Source organism: Pantoea sp. Fr+CA_20 (assembly GCF_024520835.1).
GTDB lineage: Bacteria > Pseudomonadota > Gammaproteobacteria > Enterobacterales > Enterobacteriaceae > Pantoea > Pantoea allii.
Window position 1 is genome coordinate 32,318 of sequence record NZ_JALNPN010000022.1, and the last position, 17,563, is coordinate 49,880.

14 protein-coding genes are annotated in these 17,563 nt (G+C 54.2%); 7 read left to right on the forward strand and 7 right to left on the reverse strand.

The window, feature by feature from the left end:
- Nucleotides 1–5: 5 nt before the first annotated feature.
- Nucleotides 6–1,583, reverse strand: a complete 1,578-nt coding sequence (locus NR177_RS20315) for a diguanylate cyclase (protein WP_172898015.1) — start codon at nucleotides 1,581–1,583, stop codon at nucleotides 6–8.
- A gap of 365 nt (nucleotides 1,584–1,948) precedes the next feature.
- On the opposite strand from NR177_RS20315, the gene iraP reads away from it, so the two are divergent.
- Nucleotides 1,949–2,302 carry an anti-adapter protein IraP gene (iraP, locus tag NR177_RS20320; protein ID WP_063877323.1) on the forward strand — a complete coding sequence of 118 codons (354 nt, stop codon included), beginning with the start codon at nucleotides 1,949–1,951 and terminating at the stop codon, nucleotides 2,300–2,302.
- Between the two features lie 98 nt (nucleotides 2,303–2,400).
- Nucleotides 2,401–3,498, forward strand: a complete 1,098-nt coding sequence (gene ddlA, locus NR177_RS20325; RefSeq protein ID WP_256853492.1) for a D-alanine--D-alanine ligase — start codon at nucleotides 2,401–2,403, stop codon at nucleotides 3,496–3,498.
- A gap of 20 nt (nucleotides 3,499–3,518) precedes the next feature.
- Here the strand turns inward: ddlA and NR177_RS20330 are convergent, their stop codons facing one another.
- The 4 genes from NR177_RS20330 to NR177_RS20345 form a co-directional block, all read right to left on the reverse strand.
- A complete protein-coding gene (locus NR177_RS20330; RefSeq protein ID WP_109716864.1) occupies nucleotides 3,519–4,943 on the reverse strand; it encodes a GGDEF domain-containing protein in 1,425 nt (474 codons plus the stop codon).
- A 263-nt stretch (nucleotides 4,944–5,206) separates the two neighbouring features.
- Nucleotides 5,207–6,682, reverse strand: a complete 1,476-nt coding sequence (locus NR177_RS20335) for a SulP family inorganic anion transporter (RefSeq protein ID WP_109716863.1) — start codon at nucleotides 6,680–6,682, stop codon at nucleotides 5,207–5,209.
- Nucleotides 6,679–7,311, reverse strand: coding sequence for a carbonic anhydrase (locus NR177_RS20340; protein ID WP_256853493.1), 633 nt, complete (start codon nucleotides 7,309–7,311; stop codon nucleotides 6,679–6,681). The genes NR177_RS20335 and NR177_RS20340 overlap by 4 nt, the downstream gene beginning before the upstream one ends.
- A gap of 571 nt (nucleotides 7,312–7,882) precedes the next feature.
- Nucleotides 7,883–8,692 (reverse strand): 5'-nucleotidase, lipoprotein e(P4) family, encoded by an 810-nt coding sequence (locus NR177_RS20345; RefSeq protein ID WP_256853494.1) that lies wholly within the window; start codon nucleotides 8,690–8,692, stop codon nucleotides 7,883–7,885.
- A 108-nt stretch (nucleotides 8,693–8,800) separates the two neighbouring features.
- On the opposite strand from NR177_RS20345, the gene NR177_RS20350 reads away from it, so the two are divergent.
- Both NR177_RS20350 and NR177_RS20355 read left to right on the forward strand, forming a co-directional pair.
- Nucleotides 8,801–9,508, forward strand: coding sequence for a polyphenol oxidase family protein (locus tag NR177_RS20350; RefSeq protein ID WP_256853495.1), 708 nt, complete (start codon nucleotides 8,801–8,803; stop codon nucleotides 9,506–9,508).
- Nucleotides 9,509–9,684: 176 nt separating this feature from the next.
- Nucleotides 9,685–11,706, forward strand: coding sequence for an NADPH-dependent 2,4-dienoyl-CoA reductase (locus tag NR177_RS20355; RefSeq protein ID WP_256853496.1), 2,022 nt, complete (start codon nucleotides 9,685–9,687; stop codon nucleotides 11,704–11,706).
- Here the strand turns inward: NR177_RS20355 and rlmG are convergent, their stop codons facing one another.
- On the reverse strand, nucleotides 11,707–12,825 hold the full coding sequence (gene rlmG / locus NR177_RS20360; RefSeq protein WP_256853497.1) for a 23S rRNA (guanine(1835)-N(2))-methyltransferase RlmG: 1,119 nt from the start codon (nucleotides 12,823–12,825) through the stop codon (nucleotides 11,707–11,709).
- An 82-nt stretch (nucleotides 12,826–12,907) separates the two neighbouring features.
- On the opposite strand from rlmG, the gene NR177_RS20365 reads away from it, so the two are divergent.
- Nucleotides 12,908–13,411 carry a M48 family metallopeptidase gene (locus NR177_RS20365; protein WP_172898001.1) on the forward strand — a complete coding sequence of 168 codons (504 nt, stop codon included), beginning with the start codon at nucleotides 12,908–12,910 and terminating at the stop codon, nucleotides 13,409–13,411.
- On the opposite strand, the gene NR177_RS20370 is transcribed toward NR177_RS20365, so the two are convergent.
- Complete coding sequence (locus NR177_RS20370) at nucleotides 13,408–15,096, reverse strand: chloride channel protein (RefSeq protein ID WP_063877333.1); 1,689 nt, start codon at nucleotides 15,094–15,096, stop codon at nucleotides 13,408–13,410. The two genes, NR177_RS20365 and NR177_RS20370, sit on opposite strands and share 4 nt — an antisense overlap.
- Nucleotides 15,097–15,232: 136 nt before the next feature.
- Here NR177_RS20370 and NR177_RS20375 point away from each other — a divergent pair, with 136 nt between their 5' ends.
- Both NR177_RS20375 and NR177_RS20380 read left to right on the forward strand, forming a co-directional pair.
- Nucleotides 15,233–16,213: a Gfo/Idh/MocA family protein gene (locus tag NR177_RS20375; protein WP_256853498.1), complete on the forward strand. Its 981-nt coding sequence runs from the start codon at nucleotides 15,233–15,235 to the stop codon at nucleotides 16,211–16,213.
- A gap of 259 nt (nucleotides 16,214–16,472) precedes the next feature.
- The gene (locus NR177_RS20380; protein ID WP_063877335.1) at nucleotides 16,473–17,441 is read left to right on the forward strand and encodes a TerC family protein; all 969 of its coding nucleotides are present in this window, start codon (nucleotides 16,473–16,475) and stop codon (nucleotides 17,439–17,441) included.
- The last annotated feature ends 122 nt before the right edge of the window (nucleotides 17,442–17,563 follow it).

Here is a 17,563-nt window from a genome sequence, read left to right on the forward strand (position 1 = left end):
CGGGGTCAGACAGCAGGATAGCGAGAAATATCGCCTTCGTGGCTGACCATCACCCGGTTACGGCCATCATCTTTGGCCGCATATAACGCTTCATCTGCCCGCCTTAACAACGACTCTTTATCATCCGTGTCGCTCAGCGTTGCCACGCCGAGAGAGACGGTCATCGCGCTGATAAACGGAAATGACGTCATACTGACGGCCTCACGGATACGTTCTGCCATGGCAGCCGCATCGCTCAGTGCAGTGCCGGGAAGCAGCAAAATAAACTCTTCGCCGCCAAAGCGGCTCACCACATCCAGCGTGCGGCATCGCTTACGCAGCAGGCCTGCCAGGCTTACTAAAACCTCATCCCCGGCATCATGCCCGTAGCGATCGTTGATCTTTTTAAAGTGATCGATATCGATCGCGATGGCGCTCTGCACCCGCTCCTCACTGTGCTGTTCCGCCTGGACATAAAAGCCGCGACGGTTATTCAGTCCGGTCAGCGGATCGGTCATGGCTTTATCATTCAGATCGGCAACGTGCCCAGCAACGGCCTGACGGTGTTGCTGAACCGCCTCTCTTAACCTGTCCGCTTCGTTATACCAGGTGTTGACCGATGACAGCAGTTCCGGGCTGGCATCGCTGCCGCCCTCGCGAACCATACCGGCCAGTTTTTCCAGCGGATAAGAGATACGCGCCGCCAGAAAAGCCATGCAGCTCGCCGTGAGGACGATGATGCCCAGGATAAACCAGAATGCGTTTCTGGCCGTATGTATCATCAGGCTACTCACGGTTTCTGACGTACCGGACATAAAGATATTCCAGTCGGTTTTTTGCAGGCTGGCGTAGCCAATAAGGTATTTTTTGCCTGCGTCCTCAATCATAAACTGACCATTTGAGGTTGAAGCCAGTCGTTTTTGCAGTTGCGGACTCAATGCCATTCGGGTGCCAACCAGGGCAGGATCGTGACTGAAAATAACGAAGCCGTCATCACTGACAATACTCACTGAGGTGCCATCACCGTAATAATGCTGGCTCAGGACGTCACTCAACATGCTCTGTTTTTTCAGGTAAATGGTGCCACAGATTAAACCGAGATAACGCCCATCTGTCGAAAACAGGGGCTGGGAAAGCAGCACGACGTAATTTCCCGAAGGAGAATTAAAGGGTGAGGAAATGAAAGGTTTCCGGGCCGCGATTGCCTGCTCTGTCTCTGGGGTATCCACCTTTACGCCCACCAGACTCAGGCTTTCAGGTGAAACAGAGGCGATGACGGCATGACGATCCAACACCGCCACCGAATTGAAAAAACCGGACTGCTGGAATAAACGCGTCGTTTCGCGATGCAGCTTGCCGACATCATTAAGATCGACGATCTGACTGGCACTCCATGCCAGCTCGCGCTGGGCAATGGTCAGGTAATGATCGGTTGTATCCGCCAGCTTACGCGCATAGGCGATATTGCTGTCGAGCAGTGACTCTTCGATATTATTCTTCTGAAACAGAAACAACGCGCCCAGCAGCAGACCTGACGTCAGTATGACGCTTCCGATGGATAGTCCGGTAAGGAGCGTTCTTAGATATATTTTTCTGCGATACATATCGGGTTGCGCTGAGAGTGAGTTAAACAAATTTTAACCGCCTCTGCGCCAGACAAACGCGAGAATAAACGCCAGATTACTTGTCTTTAGTGCTGAATGACGTTACGCATTGCTGTAAAAGCAGCCTGATACTCTTTTTTTTGTGTCGTGCAGCATTTACGCGTCGTGAAGGTGTAATCTGGGCCAGCGGTTACCCAGGCTTTTGGGGGATTATCGTTGCCAGATGTCCTAACCCGATAACCTCTCTGGCGACGTCTCATTCCCCTTATTGATAACCGGAATCATCCGATCACCGCACGGTTGCCTGTGGTTTTCTATGCGCTAATAATGTTCAACACGTAAAACAGACCCCGAGGAAGACCATGATGAAAAGCGCTGTTCTTAGCATGCTGGCCAAGATTTCAAAAATGGATGCCGAAACTAAAGAACTGGTTGCTCAGACAGAAGCGCAGTCACTGTTGCTCAGCGCATTGACGCTGACCGTTGGCAAAAGTGGCGGTGTTGAAGAGCTGATTTCGGCGATCAGTCAGGCAATTAATACCGTTCTGGAGTCCTCTGACGGCCTGATTAAATCTGATGCGGAGCTTCTGCTGACCAAATTTCAGGAACAGCTCACGCTGACGCGTCTGGTCGATGAAGAGTCAAAAGAGTTTCTAAAAGGCGTGTCCCATAAGTCTCTTTCCTCCGTCTCGAATAATGAAAAAATTACCGACTGCTAGCCACGTCTTCTGACGGCGAGGCATTAAGCGCGTCTGCCTGTTTTTTATTGTGACGCACGTGGTATGGTATTTATTTGCCTCTACGTGGACAAGGTTTGATGAAAAAACAGCGAGTTGGCATTGTGTTCGGTGGGAAATCGTCTGAGCATGAAGTGTCATTGCAGTCGGCTAAAAATATTGTTGATGCCATAGATAAAACCCGGTTTGAGGTTGTGCTGCTGGGTATAGATAAGCAAGGCCAGTGGCATCTTAACGATGCCTCAAACTTTCTGCTAAATGCTGAAAATCCCTCGCTGATTGCCCTGAATCGCACCGCAAAACACGTTGCACTCATCCCCGGTGAACCTCAACATCCACTGATTTCCCGTGATAATGCCCATCCCCTGTCCCAACTTGACGTTATTTTTCCGGTGGTCCACGGGACGCAAGGTGAAGATGGCTCGCTGCAGGGATTGCTGCGGATGGCCTCGCTGCCCTTCGTCGGCTCGGACGTGCTGGGTTCTGCCGTCAGCATGGATAAAGACATCACCAAGCGCCTGCTGCGGGATGCCGGTCTAAAGGTTGCGCCCTGGCTGAGCGTGACGCAGTCACAGAGGCATCATCTGGACACCGAGGCTGTCATCGAACGCTTTGGGTTGCCGCTGTTTATCAAGCCAGCCAATCAGGGATCGTCCGTGGGCGTCAGTAAGGTTGATACGGCGGCAGAGTTACTCCCGGCCCTGGAACTGGCCTTTACTTTTGATCGTAAAGTTTTGATAGAGAAAGGGATTAAAGGTCGCGAGATCGAATGCGCAGTGCTGGGCAATGACAAGCCAGAAGCCAGCCCCTGTGGCGAAGTGGTGGTAAAGGATGCTTTTTATTCTTACGACACCAAATACATCAGCGAAACCGGCGCACAAACGGTGATACCGGCTGACATTCCTGCTGCTGTAGATGATGCGATTCGTCAGGTGGCCCTCACCGCCTTCACCGCGCTGGAGTGTTTTGGTATGGCGCGCGTTGACGTGTTCTACACCGATGACGGTGAGATTATCGTCAATGAGGTGAATACCTTACCCGGTTTCACCAATATCAGCATGTATCCAAAACTGTGGCAGGCGGCGGGCCTGAGCTACCAGGATCTGATCACCCGTCTGATTGAGCTGGCGCTGGAACGCCATCAACAAGGCGCAGCGCTGAAAACCACCGTCAATTAATCGTCTCCAGCGGCGTCTGCTCAGGCAACGTCGCTGGTAACTTCGCTTTGCGTATTGCAGGGGGACGTCTGATTGCGGCCATTTCGCTTAGAGATATAGAGGTTTTTATCCGCGGCGGATATCAGGCGGTTGACCGTCTCGGCCCAGGCGTTACCCGGTTGTGCCTGGCCGTTTGCCAGCCCCAGGCTGACGGTGACGGTGACCGCGTTGCCGTGCAGTAAAAATTTCTCTTTGACGATGCTCTGGCGAATCCCCTCGGCCAGCGAATAAATCATTTCTGGCGACAGGTCGAACTGCACAATCACAAACTCTTCCCCCCCAAAACGACAGATATGGCCGTGATTACCCACTAATGGCGAAATACGCCGGGCGATCTCTTCAAGGACACGGTCACCGGCATCATGACCAAAATTGTCGTTGACCGATTTAAAATAATCCACATCCAGCAGGATGACGCCCACCTTACGTTGCTCAAAGAAGGGTTCATTGCGCAGATGTTCATACAGCCCCGAACGCGACAGGAGCTGGGTGAGAAAATCGTAGTCAGCACGCAGCGCCAGACGTTCATTGAGCTGGCGAATGGCATCCATGCTCACCGCCACAATTAACGGGCTCATGACGATAGTGGCCACGCCCAGACGCGCTGAGGTCAGGTGGCTGATCGGCAGCAGGTTGGCATCGCCCTGAATGTTCATGACGCCGTGCGACACCAACACGATTTGGCTAATGCCGGTTATCAGCGTGATCAGCGTGGTCAGGGGAACCGGTAAGACAATGGCGCACCAGATTAATGCGGGCACCGGGAGCGTGAGGCTGCCCGCGCCGCCCATTAATGCCCCCGTGATCAGGGACAACACCACGGCGATTAACGGGACAAGTTTGCCCAGTTGCAGCAAGCGCCTTGAGAACATGACGCGCCAGTGTGACGTTAACAGAAACGGCAGCAGCATTAACGCCGTGGAAAACTGCTCGCTGAACCAGTTCATCCACGCGTCAGCAAAGGCCGCGTTAATGCTGCCTACCTGCGCCAGTCCTCCCCAGGTGGCGCAACCGAGCGCTGCCAACAGACAGGCAGGGAAAATACGCAGTGCGTTCGATATGCGCTCACTGCTGGAATCATGCTGATACTGCCGCCCCATCACCATCACGCAAATGATGATAAACAGGATATTGGCCACATTCAGCGTGAAGGCCGGTAACGCCCAGCCCGAAAACACCGCGTCGTTAAATACCATGGCGCTGTAGCACACAAGATAAAAACGGGCTCGATGAAGAAAGGGATAGCGAAGCATCATCCCGGCGATGAAGGCATTCACCGGCCAGAACAGGGATAAGTCATGGGGAAAACGCAGATGTCCGCCGACAAAACAGAACATCAGAGTAATCATAAACAGCCAGAGGGCACTCTTTTTAGTATTGTGCTCTTCAAACAGCTTAACGCGCATACGTCTGGACCTTGTCACAAAGAGGCTTACCATCACGCCGCTCACGGGGTATATGGCGTTATGATCATTTAACCCTGATTCTTGTCTGCGCCATTCAGAGAAAAGCACCCGTAAATGCGCGAACGTTACGGGTTTAACACCCGATACGAGATATAAACATACTGGCAGACATCCTTGCTCATTATGTCTTACAAATAAAAAAATCGGATATCCGAGATATCCGATTTTTAAAAAAAACGACCTGGCTGTTGAGGTCTGCGTGACTATTTAACCGCCACGGGCCACTGACTCAGGCGGATTCCCCGTTTATCAGCATTATCACCAAAATCCTTCAGCACGGCCTTAACATCCGGATCGATGTATTCTGCATTATCGTTATCTACGATTACCACGCTATTTTCGGGTATTTCATCCAGCAAGCCCTGCAGTTTAGGATTGTGCATAAAAGTCAGGTTTTGCTGGAAACGCAAAACGTAGTGGTCGTCGTAACGCGTAAGCTGCAGCGCATTGCGGTGACTCTTGTAGATGCTATAGAGAATCTGTGTCGCAATACCAATCCCAATCCCGACCAGCATGCCCAGCGTGATGATCCCGATAATCGTTGCCAGGAAAGGCACGTACTGTTGTGCCCCCATACGGAACTGCTCGATAAACAGGCGCGGCGCGGCCAGTTTATAGCCGGTGTACAACAGCACCGCCGCCAGGCTGGCCAACGGAATGGCATTCAGCATTTCACTAAACCACATCCCACAAATCAGCAGCATGACACCGTGCAGCAAGATAGAGAGTTTGGTTTGTGCGCCAGCGTTGACGTTGGCTGAACTCCGGACGATGACCGCCGTAATCGGCATAGCCCCAAGGAAGCCCGCCGTCAGGTTACCGATCCCCTGCGCAAACATCTCTCTGTTTGGCGAGGGCGCAGGGTTTTGCGGGCGTAGCTTTTTCAGGGCTTCCTGGCTAAGCAGGGTTTCCAGACTGGCCACCAGCGCCAGGGTCAGGGCAACGATCCAGACCTGCGGATTCTGCCATGCCATCCAGTCCGGGGTTTCCAGCTCCGCCATCATGGCGGAAACGCTGTCAAACGCGGGCAATGAAATGCGCGGTAAAGCGCCGGTGAGCTCAGGGAACAAACGTGCGCCAGCGACCGTGACCACACAGCCAAACAGCACGGCGAATAATGGCCCGGGTATCCACGCCAGCGCCTTAATGCGCTTAATGGGGCCGGTTGTCCATATAAACAGAATGAACAAGCCCACTAACGACACCAGCAGCGCCGACAGTGAGAACGTCATTTCCCCGTTCACCAGCGACACTAACTTCACGCTGCCGCCCGCCCCCAGCGCCACCGGTATCTGCTGCATAATCAGCAGTAAACCAATCGCGGCCAGCATGCCTTTGATAACGCTACCCGGCACTAACGCGATGAAGCGTCCGGCGCGCAACAGACCAAACAGGCACTGTAACAGTCCGGCGATAATCAGGGCGGTCAGGAACGCGGAGAAGCTGCCCAGGGTCGCCATAGACGCGACGACGATGGTGACCAGTCCTGCGGCCGGTCCGCTGACGGCGAAACGTGAAGGACTGAGGGAGGTAACGAGTATTCCGCCAATAACGCCCGTTAATAAACCGGCGAAAGGCGGCAGCCCGCTGGCCTGTGCAATACCCAGGCAGAGCGGCAGTGCGACCAGAAACACAACCAGCCCTGCCGGCACATCGCGGCGTAAGGTATCCAGATTCATGGTGAAGACTCCTCTGCAGATTGCTGAATCAACTCTTTCAGATGACCCGATTGCAGGTCGTAAACACAGCCAAACAGGTCAAGTTCCTGACCAGACTGCCAGGCCTGCCGTACCGGTTCTGTTGCCACCAGGTTGGCGAACTGCACCAGAACATTCGCTTCAACCAGACGATTAAGCGTCTCGCTCTCCGTCTCCTGCCCCGCTTCGTGGCTAAGATGGCGTTCTAATCCACTACGCAGAAAGGCAATACGCCGGGCCAGAGCGGAGTCCTCAGTGGCTAACGGGCTGCCCGGCAGGGCTAAGGCGGCCTGAACGCCACCGCAGCCGTAATGACCACTCAACACGATTCGCTTTACCCCAAGGTAAAAAACGGCATATTGCAGCACGCTCAGCAGGTTATCGTCCTCTGCCACAACCATATTGGCGATATTACGATGAACAAACAGTTCGCCGGGATGCGATCCCGTTAATACCTCCGCTGGCACCCGGCTGTCTGAACAACCTATCCATAATGAGTGCGGTTTTTGCTGATATAAGGATTTTTCAAAATAGGCGGGGTTACGCTGGCGGCGCTGTAATGCCCAACTGCGATTTTTCGCTAATAAGGGTTTAAGTGTCGTCACAATCATCTTCTCTCTACGACCGGGAATATCACTTCCTGGCTGACCACGGAGTGAACCCGCTCACTGAATCGCCGCGAACGGGTTACGAAATCTGAAGCTCATCACATTAATAGGTTATAGCGGCTTATGATTACTAATGCACACAGAATATTTTATGCCAGAAACATCCGGCGCTATATGTCAGTATTTGTTCAACAAACGTCATGATCACGTAAATTATCTTAAGAGGTCACACCACATAAAAATTAAATTACTTTAATTATTTTATATAAAAATCATATAATTAAAAATAAAGCCGAAAAATGAAAACTGACAAATAAATACAAAACCGTTGTCGTTAGTCAGATGGATAAAACAGAAACAAGGCGAAATGCCAGGATTACTCTTAAATGCAGAATTTATGAATAGCACGATCAACCGCCTTTATTCTGTATAAGCAGTTAATCGAACTTTGTTAAGGGTGAAATTAAAGCAAGAGATGGTTAATTTAATTTGCGTGAAAATAATGACGGCGGTAAGTAAATAATCTCAGCGGTGTGAAAGAGCCTGCCCACGGCAGGCTCATCATATTGACACTTTATTTACCGTTCCAGGCCCTCAGCCGCGCTTCACGGACTGAAAGCTGCTGTTCAGGCGTCAGCTTATTGTAATTTTCTGCCATGCCGCTCTCCCAGTCACCGTAAAGTGGGTTTGGCAACACAATGAACTGGGTGCCAAATCGCGCATGATTATTTTCGACAAACCCCTGACGCTGCGCGTTACCCTGATGCCAGGTCGCCCCGCCAAAATCATTCAGGTTGTCACCGATATACAACACGACGTTGTAGCCGGCGTTTTTAATCGCATCGAAGCGTGCCTGTTTGTTTGAAGAGTCGGTTTTCAGGCTCACCGTTTTTTCACTGACACCGCTGAAGCCAAGCTGCTGAAGGTTAGCCACCGTGGCAGCGTAATCTTTCTGGTCGCGGTTGGAGACATAGAATACGGTGCCGCCATGACTGTTAACATAGCGGGCAAACTCTACCGCACCAGGCACGGCTTTGGCCTGGCGTGCCTGCGTCCAGGCCGACCAGGTTTTATCGCTGAAAGGCTGTCCATTCTTCGCCTGCCATGCGCTGTAGGCGCTGTTATCCAGCATGGTTTCATCTAAATCGACAATCACCGCTTTGGGCTTGCCCATCAGCGAAGCCGACTGATCAAAGGCCAGACGTGCACTGTTAAACGCCTGCCAACTGAGCGCCTGATATTCACCGGACTGCTGGAACCAGTTTAACGCCAGCACCGATTGCTGCCCCAGTTGCTGTTGTGCCTGCTGCTGGGAAGGGTGTGCACAACCCGCAAGCGCCAGCGCAACCACGGCCGACAGCGCGAAATTCACTGAATTTTTCATCGATTCATCCTAAGGTGTGAAAGATTTGAGTGGGTAACGCTTCAAAAATGTAGCAGTTAACGTAAGCTGATGGCAGCAGATTGCACGCTGTCCTGACAGGAGAAGAGGATGTCCGCCATGCCGCGTTCGCCGTTACTTGATGCACTAGACTGGGTCGATTATGCTTTTCAGCCCGCTGGCGCGCCGCCGCCTGAGGATGCGGCCTACGGGCATCAACGCCACAGCGCCGTTGTGTTAACCGACATCCATAATATCCCACCTAAACGTTGCGAATCAGATGGCGTGATTGCCACGGGTCATCGGCCGGTAGCGGTGTACACCGCGGACTGTTTACCCGTACTGTTCGCCGACAGCCAACAGCAACAGGTCGCCGCCGTTCATGCTGGCCTGCAAGGCACGCTGGCGGGCGTACTCTATAGCGCCGTGGAACAACTTTGCGCACGCGGTGCCACGCCGCAGAGCCTGACGGTTGCGATTGGCCCGGCGCTGGCACCCTGCTGTTTCGAGCTGGATCGCCAGCGACTGGCAGACATTGCGCAGTTGCCCGGTATTCCCCTGCCGCTGCGCTATTATCATCAACAGCCGCATAATCCTCAGGCACAGCGCCCTCAGGCCATGGCCACCCGAGAAGGTGTCTGGTTCGATTTACCGCATCTGGCTAAACAGATGCTGACCGATGCCGGGGTTCCGGCGGGGCAAATTGATCAGATTGACCAGTGCACCTACTGCACAACAGAGTCGGGGTCCAGTTATCGCTTTAATACGCACCACAGCAGCGGCTATCGTTCGCGCTATTCATGGATTCGTCGACGCTGAATCCAACGTCATCGGTTATACCTCCCCTGCTCCCTCAGCCGACGGTTTGGCACCTGACTGCCCCAGCGGGTAGGGCCGCTTTTATGATGCTTCTCACACCCTGATGCCATTTCACTTTTTTTTAACAAAGAAATGGTTAAAGCTAACTCATCCGACCACTTTATCTGTGAGTGATTATGACTGCGCTGTCCTCCCACTATCCTGCTTTGTTTACCCCGCTCGATCTGGGTTTCACTCAACTCAGAAACCGTTTTTTGATGGGATCAATGCATACGGGCCTTGAAGAGCGTGAAGATGGCGCGGCCAGGCTGGCGGCGTTCTATGGCGAGCGGGCACGGGAAGGCGTGGCGCTGATCGTAACGGGCGGCGTGTCACCGAATCCGCAGGGCGTGACCGCCGAACACGGTGCTGTACTGAATGACGACGCACAGTGTGACTGGCACCGACAGATTACCGCAGCGGTGCATCAGCATGGGGGGAAAATCGCCCTGCAGATATTACACACCGGTCGCTACAGCTTTCAGCGCGATCTGGTTGCCCCCTCTGCGATACAGGCCCCCATCAATCGCTTTACCCCGCGTGAACTGAGCGATGCCGAGGTTGAACAGACCATTGCCGATTTCGCCCACTGTGCCCGGCTCGCCCAGAAGGCGGGCTACGATGGTGTGGAAATCATGGGTTCCGAAGGCTATCTGATTAACCAGTTTCTGGTGCAGCATACCAACCAGCGCCATGACCGCTGGGGCGGCGATTTTACCGGGCGCATGCAGTTTGCCCTGGCGATTACCCGCGCAGTACGCGCGGCAACCGGCGACCGCTTTATCATTATCTTCCGGCTGTCGATGCTGGATTTAATTCACCACGGCAGCACGTTAGAAGAGACGCTGCGACTGGCCAGCGAGCTGGAAGGCTGCGGTGTGACGCTGTTTAATACCGGCATCGGCTGGCATGAGGCGCGTATTCCGACCATCGCCACCTGCGTTCCCCGCGCCGCCTTTGCCTGGGTCACGCGTCGTTTGCGTCAGCATGTCGCCGTGCCGGTGGTGGCCACCAACCGCATTAACCATCCGCAGGTCGCCGAGCAACTGTTGCAGGATGGCTGTGCGGACATGGTTTCGATGGCGCGGCCTTTCCTGGCCGATGCCGCCTTTGTCAGCAAGGCGCAGCGTGGGGATGACAACAGCATCAACACCTGTATCGCCTGTAATCAAGCCTGTCTGGACCAGATTTTTGCCGGTCATGTCACTTCATGTCTGGTTAACCCGCGCGCCTGCCATGAATCCCTGATGCCGGTGACACCGGCGCAGGCACCTAAACGGCTGGCCGTCGTGGGTGCCGGGCCGGCCGGCATGGCGTTTGCCTTGCAGGCGGCAGAACGGGGACATCAGGTGACACTTTACGATGCCGCGCACGACATCGGCGGGCAGTTTACTATCGCTCGTCAGATCCCCGGCAAAGAAGAGTTCAGCGAAACCCTGCGCTATTTCCGCCATCGTCTGCCCGCGGCGGGCGTGGTGATCAAAACAGGCTGTCGGGTGAATGCCGCGATGTTAGCGGACGCCGATGAAGTCATCCTTGCTACCGGCATCAAACCGCGTACGCCTGAGATTCCCGGCATTCATCATCCCAGCGTGCTGAGCTATCTGGATGTGCTGGCGGATAAACAGCCGGTCGGCGCGCGCGTGGCGATTATTGGCGCTGGCGGTATTGGCTTTGATACGGCGGAATACCTGTCACAGCCGCCACAGACGGAAACCCTGGATGATTTTTATCGTGAATGGGGCATCGATCATAGCCTGACGCAGCGTGGTGGTTTGATCCCCCCTGAGCCGCAGCGCTCGCCACGTCAAATCTGGCTGCTCCAGCGCAAGCCTGGCAAACCCGGTGCGACGCTGGCAAAAACCACTGGCTGGATACACCGCAGCAGCCTGCTGGCACGCGGCGTTGAAATGTGGGGCGGTATTGAGTATCTGGCGATTGACGATGAAGGGCTACATATTCATCGTGACGGCGAACGCCTGGTGCTGGCGGTAGATAACGTGATTATCTGCGCCGGTCAGGAGCCGCAACGCGAACTGGAAGCGGCCTTAAGGGAGAGCGGCAAGCCAGTGCAGGTGATTGGCGGGGCCGATGTCGCACAGGAGCTGGATGCTCGCCGGGCAATTGCTCAGGCCACCGCGCTGGCGTTAACGCTTTAGTTAACGCATTTTCACGGCGCGCAGCACCACAAATTTTTTGTTAGAGGCCACCAGCGTGCAGTTGCCAAACAGCTTTTTCAGCTTGTGGTGATAATCAAGATGACGGTTGCCGACAATGCGCAGCTCACCACCATATTGCAGGCAGCGCTTAGCATCGCGGAACATCTGCCAGGCCAGGTGGTCGGTGACGGCGTGCTGCTGGTGGAACGGCGGATTACACAGTACCGCATGCAACGTATCAGACGGATAGCCACTCAGCACATTGTTCACCTGGAACTGGCAGCGTGACAGATCGTCGGGGCGGTTGATCTCAACGTTTAACCGGCTGGACGCCACCGCCATATAAGACTCATCAAGGAAATGCACCTCGGCCTCAGGGTTCTGCGCCAGCGCCATCAGCCCGATCACCCCATTGCCACAGCCCAGATCGACGATTTCGCCGTCGATATTTTCCGGCAGATGCTGCATAAACAAGCGCGCACCGATATCCAGGGATGACCGGGAAAACACGTTGGCGTGGTTGTGAATCTGATAAGGCGTTCCGTCCAGCGGCCAGACGTGGGTGAGCGATTTCTCGCGCAGTTCCGGCTGGGTGAACTGGCTGTAAATCACGCGCGCTTTTTTTACGGCCAGCGAGGTTTTGGTTTCACCGATAATCTGTTCAAACAGTTGCAGCGTTGAGGTATGAATCTCTTTCGCGCGTCCCGCTGCCAGCACAACGGTTTCAGGGGTAATGACCTGACGCACCGCCCGCAATTGCTGCTCCAGAAGGGCCAGGGTTTTCGGGATTTTGATCAACACCAGTGCCGGGGCGGCAGGAAGGGCCGCCAGGCTGTCGAGGAAATGAACCTCGCTGTCATCCTGTTCATTTAGCCGCAGATTCTGGCGAGTAGCCTGCTGACTCAGCCAGGAGTCACTGATATGCCACACTGGACGTGCATTCAGCGCGCAGGTTAATGCGCCGAAGCTGTCGTTAAAAATTAACGCCGGGCCAGACGGCAGGCTTTGCTGCAACAGATATTCATCAGCGGCATCCCAGGCTTGTAACGGACTTTCGTCACGCATCTGCGGGAAACGATGCAGGATCAGTGTGCGATCGTTCAGTTCAAGTTGGCTCATGAATTCTCCGGCGTGGTACACTTTGGTTGATTTTCGCCCCAAAAAGGGGGCGCAGTATACTGTCTTTCGCCGGGAATCTCTAATGTCCTCACTTATCTATCTTCAGGGTTATCCTGAGTCCATCCTTGAACAGGTGCAGACACTCATCGATCGTCAGCGGTTAGGCCCGGTGCTACAACAGCGCTATCCCGATATGCATGACGTAATGAGTGATAAGGCGCTGTACGACTTTACGCTGGCGCTCAAAAACCGCTATATGCGAAATGCCCCGCCGATTAACAAGGTGATATGGGATAACAAGATTAAGGTCATGAAGCATGCGCTGGGCTTGCACACCGCCATATCACGCGTGCAGGGCGGCAACCTGAAGGCCAAAGCCGAGATCCGTATTTCGACGTTTTTCCGCCAGGCACCCGAACCCTTTTTACGGATGATCGTGGTGCATGAGCTGGCGCACCTGAAAGAGAAAAACCACGATAAGGCGTTTTATCAGCTCTGCTGCCATATGGAGCCGGACTACCACCAGCTCGAATTTGATGCGCGCCTGTGGATGACGGCGCAGGCGATGTGCGGCAACGCGGCTTAGAGAAACTGCTGGGCTTTCTGAATCAGGCTGGTTTTCGTCAGCGCCCCCATAAAACGGCGCTCCTGCGGATTATTCAACACTGGCAGGCGTTCCAGCGTCACCGCCGCAAAGGCTTCCCATCCTTCCCGTATACTTTGGTTTTGATAGGCCACCGGGAAATCTTCGTCCATGACGCATTCAACCGGTGAGTCCAGGTTAATTTCCTGCGCCAGCACCCGGCGTGAAATTTCATGAATCGACACCACACCAAGAAAAGCCCCTGCCGCATTGATCACATACACATAGCGCTCACGCTTCAGGGAGCTCACCGCCAGCGCCTCTCCTACCGATGCCTCCGGCTGGAGCGCTGCCCCCGGAATAATCAGCTCGGCGATGCGCATATTATCGAAATCATATTTCGCTTCAGAGCGGTTAAAATGGTGAGTAACGACCGGATAGGTGCTGGCCATTTGCAGGCGATAAACCACCATTGTTGCCAGCACGGAGGCAATCATGACCGGAAACAGCAAACTGCTGTTGAGCGTCATTTCCAGCACCATCAGCATCGCCATCAAAGGAGCCTGACTCACCGCCGCCAGCACGGCCGCCATGCCCACGGCGGCGAACAGCAAGACGTTGTGAAGGGGAAGATGCAGCGCCACGCCACCGAGCGCGATAACCATGCCCAGCAGCGCACCGATGAGTAAGGACGGCGTAAACAGTCCGCCCACGGCATTGGAGCCCACAGAGAGGCTGGTCGCCAGCATTTTTAACACCAGCAACAGCAGTAATCCCGACAGCAGATACTGCCCCGCCATTACCTTGACGATCACTTCATAGCCATTGCCCAAAATATCGGTAGAGATCAGCGCCAGCAGGCCCACGGCGAATCCCCCTGCCCCAAGCCGCAACGGCAACGAAGTGACCCGGCTGAACAGCATTTTAGTACGCGCAATCAGGCGAATCAGAAGCAACCCCGCCAGCCCGGACAGCAAACCGATCAGGACAGTAATCAGCAGACTGTTGATATCCATGGTGAAGCTGACATCCGCCAGCGGATAAAGCGCATGACGAAACCCCATCGCCCACATGGTCATTACCGCCACGGCCGATGACACCACCAGCGGGATCAGACGCTGCAGCGCCGACATGCCAAAGGCAATCTCTGCCACGAAAATAGCCGACGCCAGCGGCGCATGATAAACCGATGAAAGACCGGCGGCGGCGGCCATGGCAACGACATCACTGTTTTTTAACTGTAATGAGCGGGGCAAGACACGACCGATTATGCTGCCACACAGGGCGGCGAGCTGAACCATCGGGCCTTCTTTACCGATTGAGGCGCCGCTGCCAATACTGGCTATCGACGACAGCGCCCGAAAAAGCGAGGTTTTGGTCGGAACGGCGTCAAGGCGGGCATTAATCACTTCGAGATAGTCCGTTTTTACGGTTTGCTGCTGCTCAATCGCCACCGCATAACGCAGGAAGAATCCCGCCAGCAGGCCGCCAACACCGACCAGAACCGGCCAGAATATCCAGGGCCAGAGATGCAACGACTCGGTGATATCGTTGCTGCGACCAAACAGCAACTGATTGATAAACTCAATGGTTTCACGGAATAACAAGGTGACTAACGACGCCGCACAGCCAACGGGAATGGCAATAAGCAATGTGGTCCAGTTTAGTGCGTGTTTACTTCCTTTCACCTGCGCTCCCAGTCTTGTGCTTAACGTGCTTTATCCAGCCATATTATTGGAATGGAGATCTCAGGATCAACGTCTGGCGTTGCTTGCCCGGTTTCAGATGCTACTCTGCGGTTTTTACACATGCAGGAGGCTAACTGTGATTCGCTTTGCCATTGTGGGAACCAACTGGATTACGCGTCAGTTTATTGATGCCGCACATGAAACCGGCCACATGACACTCTGTGCCGTCTATTCGCGCAGCCCAGAGCAGGCGGAAGCATTCCGTCATGACTATCCCTGCGACCATCTCTTTACGTCACTGGAGGCCATGGCCGCCAGTCCTGACATCGACGCCGTGTATATCGCCAGCCCCAACGCACTGCATTGCCAGCAGGCCATGCTGTTTATGTCACAGGGCAAACACGTCATTTGCGAAAAGCCGCTGGCCTCCAATCTGCAAGAGGTTGAGGCGATGATCGCCTGCGCCTTTAGTCATCAGGTGGTGCTGTTCGAAGCCTTTAAAACCGCCAGCTTACCGAACTTTATTCAACTGCAACAGGGGCTGCCAAAGCTTGGCACACTCCGCAAAGCGCTGCTGAACTATTGCCAGTACTCCTCTCGTTATCCCCGTTACCTGAACGGCGAGCATCCCAACACCTTCGATCCCCGCTGGTCAAACGGGTCCATTATGGATATTGGCTACTATTGTCTGGCGACGGCCGTCACGCTGTGGGGCGAACCCCAGCAGGTTTTTGCCTCTGCCAGCCTGCTGGAAAGCGGCGTCGATGCGCACGGCACGGTGATCCTGAATTATGGTCAGTTTGATGTGACTATTTTGCATTCCAAGGTGAGTGACGCCATGCTGGACAGTGAAATCCAGGGCGAAGCCGGATCGCTGGTGGTTAACCGGATCGCCGAGTGCCAGTCAGTGACCTTTATTCCGCGTGAAGGGGATAAACAGAATCTAAGCCAGCCGCAGCATATCAACACGATGCTGTATGAAGCGCAGACCTTTGTGCGGCTGGTTGAACAGCGTCACGTCAGCCATCCGGCACTGGAGATTTCCCGCAGCGTCGCCAGATTACTGACCGAGATTCGACGCCAGACGGGCGTTGTTTTCCCGGCCGATCGGCCCTGAATGTAAATATTTCAAAATATGACATTCATCGATTGATTCCTGACCACCAGGCAGGTAACTTACCCGCTTGCAAAGGGGAGTAACTTGTAAGCTGATTGATCGTCACTACGTTGCGCACGCATCCGGTCATCAGGCAACCCAGAATCGATTCCTGAGTTGTAAGTGAGACCTTGCCGGAAGGCGAGGTTTGCTTACACTGAATAAGCGGCTGACGTCTTCTGACTTCAGCCGTTTTTTTATTTTTAGACAGGATACGATGATGCAAACTGTAGGTACGCCACTCCTCTGGGGCAGTTTTGCGGTTGTAGTGCTTATCATGCTGGCGATTGACCTGTTCTTACAGGGCCGTCGCGGTTCGCAAACCATGACCTTTAAACAGGCTGCCGTCTGGTCACTGATTTGGGTGTCCGTCTCGCTCCTGTTCAGCGCCGCGTTTTGGTGGTATCTGGAAGGCACCGCCGGACGCGAAGTGGCCACCAGCCAAACCCTGGCCTTTCTGACCGGCTACGTGCTGGAAAAATCCCTCGCGGTCGATAACGTCTTTGTCTGGCTGATGCTGTTCAGCTACTTCTCTGTGCCTGCCAACCTGCAACGGCGCGTGCTGATTTACGGTGTATTAGGCGCTATCGTGCTGCGTACCATCATGATCTTCGCGGGTAGCTGGCTGGTCACGCAGTTTAGCTGGGTCCTGTATATCTTCGGTGCCTTCCTGCTGTTTACCGGTATCAAAATGGCGATGGCAAAAGAGGATGATGCGGCGGTGGGCGACAAACCGGTGGTGCGCTGGCTGCGTAAACATCTGCGCATGACCGACACGCTGGAAGGGGAGAAATTCTTTACCCGTAAGAACGGCGTGCTGTTTGCGACACCGCTGCTGCTGGTGCTGATCATGGTCGAATTAAGTGATGTGATCTTTGCCGTCGACAGTATCCCGGCAATCTTTGCCGTCACCACCGATCCCTTTATCGTTCTGACCTCAAACCTGTTTGCGATTCTGGGTCTGCGTGCCATGTACTTCCTGCTGTCTAACGTGGCGGAACGCTTCTCGATGCTGAAATATGGCCTGGCGCTCGTATTGGTGTTTATCGGTATCAAGATGCTGATTGTCGATATTTACCATATTCCGGTAGCGATATCCCTGGGCGTGGTGGGCGTGATTCTTGGCTCCACCCTGGTAATCAATGCCTGGGTGAATCACAAGAACGATAAGAAGCGGCTCAACCAGTAATAGTGCATCCCCGCCCGCAAAGGCGGGGATGTTTCTCCGTCCGCGACAAAAAGTGGATAACCAGAATGCTTCACCACCTGTCACCGCCTTTCCAGCAGAATGAAGTCAGTGTGAACGTGCTG

What these genes read in the sequence shown, in the direction of transcription:
- ddlA (WP_256853492.1), top strand. Translation starts at nt 2,401, where the DNA reads ATGAAAAAACAGCGAGTTGGCATTGTGTTCGGTGGGAAATCGTCTGAG.
- iraP (WP_063877323.1), top strand. Translation starts at nt 1,949, where the DNA reads ATGAAAAGCGCTGTTCTTAGCATGCTGGCCAAGATTTCAAAAATGGAT.
- NR177_RS20340 (WP_256853493.1), bottom strand. Translation starts at nt 7,311, where the DNA reads ATGATTGTGACGACACTTAAACCCTTATTAGCGAAAAATCGCAGTTGG.
- NR177_RS20345 (WP_256853494.1), bottom strand. Translation starts at nt 8,692, where the DNA reads ATGAAAAATTCAGTGAATTTCGCGCTGTCGGCCGTGGTTGCGCTGGCG.
- NR177_RS20350 (WP_256853495.1), top strand. Translation starts at nt 8,801, where the DNA reads ATGTCCGCCATGCCGCGTTCGCCGTTACTTGATGCACTAGACTGGGTC.
- NR177_RS20380 (WP_063877335.1), top strand. Translation starts at nt 16,473, where the DNA reads ATGCAAACTGTAGGTACGCCACTCCTCTGGGGCAGTTTTGCGGTTGTA.
- NR177_RS20365 (WP_172898001.1), top strand. Translation starts at nt 12,908, where the DNA reads ATGTCCTCACTTATCTATCTTCAGGGTTATCCTGAGTCCATCCTTGAA.
- NR177_RS20335 (WP_109716863.1), bottom strand. Translation starts at nt 6,682, where the DNA reads ATGAATCTGGATACCTTACGCCGCGATGTGCCGGCAGGGCTGGTTGTG.
- rlmG (WP_256853497.1), bottom strand. Translation starts at nt 12,825, where the DNA reads ATGAGCCAACTTGAACTGAACGATCGCACACTGATCCTGCATCGTTTC.
- NR177_RS20330 (WP_109716864.1), bottom strand. Translation starts at nt 4,943, where the DNA reads ATGCGCGTTAAGCTGTTTGAAGAGCACAATACTAAAAAGAGTGCCCTC.
- NR177_RS20355 (WP_256853496.1), top strand. Translation starts at nt 9,685, where the DNA reads ATGACTGCGCTGTCCTCCCACTATCCTGCTTTGTTTACCCCGCTCGAT.
- NR177_RS20315 (WP_172898015.1), bottom strand. Translation starts at nt 1,583, where the DNA reads ATGTATCGCAGAAAAATATATCTAAGAACGCTCCTTACCGGACTATCC.